Genomic DNA, 1,010 nt, shown 5'->3' on the forward strand with positions numbered 1-1,010 from the left:
TTTTTAATTCGTTCCAGTATCATTTAAACCATCCCCTCATGCCTTTTATCAGGCTATTGGCACCTTTTTTAAGGTTATCTGTTATATGAAAATCATCATTAAATTTATTTGCAAGCCAAATCGCACCTGCGGATGCTGCGATTGCACCTAAGCCAGTTAACCAAACAGGAGCAGTAGCAACACCTAGCGCACCCGCTGCTAAAGCGCCTACAAATGCTGCTCCTGCGCTCGCTGCTCCTGTTGCTGCAACAGTTGTTCCGGCTGCCTTAGCCGCATCTATCACAAAACCTGTCGCCTTACTAGCCTCAACTTCATTTCCTCTCAATCCTTGACGTTTGGCCTCTTTTTCATTTTCACTGATATTTGAAAAAGTATCAACCACATCTAAAGCAGCACCTACAACTGTAGCTCCTTTTAAAAACTTACCAAACTTCGTAGCGGATTTAAAGTTTGTTAGTCCTTCTTTAACAGAACCTATGAGTCCTTTCTCACTTGTAATTCCTTTCCACAGGCCTTTACCAGCATCCTTGAAACTTATTTCATTAGTGAATTCTTCTTTCAGTAGACTTCCAGTTGTAGACACAATTGATTTTCCGACACTAGCCACTTTAGTTCTAAATCGAGTTGTATTTGTAAAAGATTCGAAAACCTTACTCAATTCTTCGTTATATTTAGTGTAGCCTAGATTTTTCATAATGGATTTAAAGGCCTTTGAAACATCACCATTTTTATATTGAACAACTTCGTAAATACGACTACCACTTAATTTCTTACCAACTTTAAAATAATCATCTAATGACTTACCGAATTCTGTTGTTGCTTTAGAAACAATGATATCCCCTTTTTTATTTTTTCTAAAACGATAATACGCATATAAAGCTGCCAACATAGATTCCAATTCAAAATATTCAACTTTTTTATACAGACGATTTTCTTTTATATCTTTATACACATTAAATAATGCATCTATTAAGTTTTTATTTTCAGCTATCGTACCACTATACTTAGAC

The 1,010-nt window shown here is 35.9% G+C and carries 1 pseudogene; it reads right to left on the bottom strand.

Going from position 1 to position 1,010, the window contains the following annotated elements:
* Positions 1-19: 19 nt before the first annotated feature.
* A pseudogene (locus HMPREF2613_RS06300) lies at positions 20-1,010 on the bottom strand (virulence protein); the annotation flags it as partial.

It is taken from the genome of Streptococcus sp. HMSC070B10 (genome assembly GCF_001808665.1).
In the GTDB taxonomy this organism is placed as follows: domain Bacteria; phylum Bacillota; class Bacilli; order Lactobacillales; family Streptococcaceae; genus Streptococcus.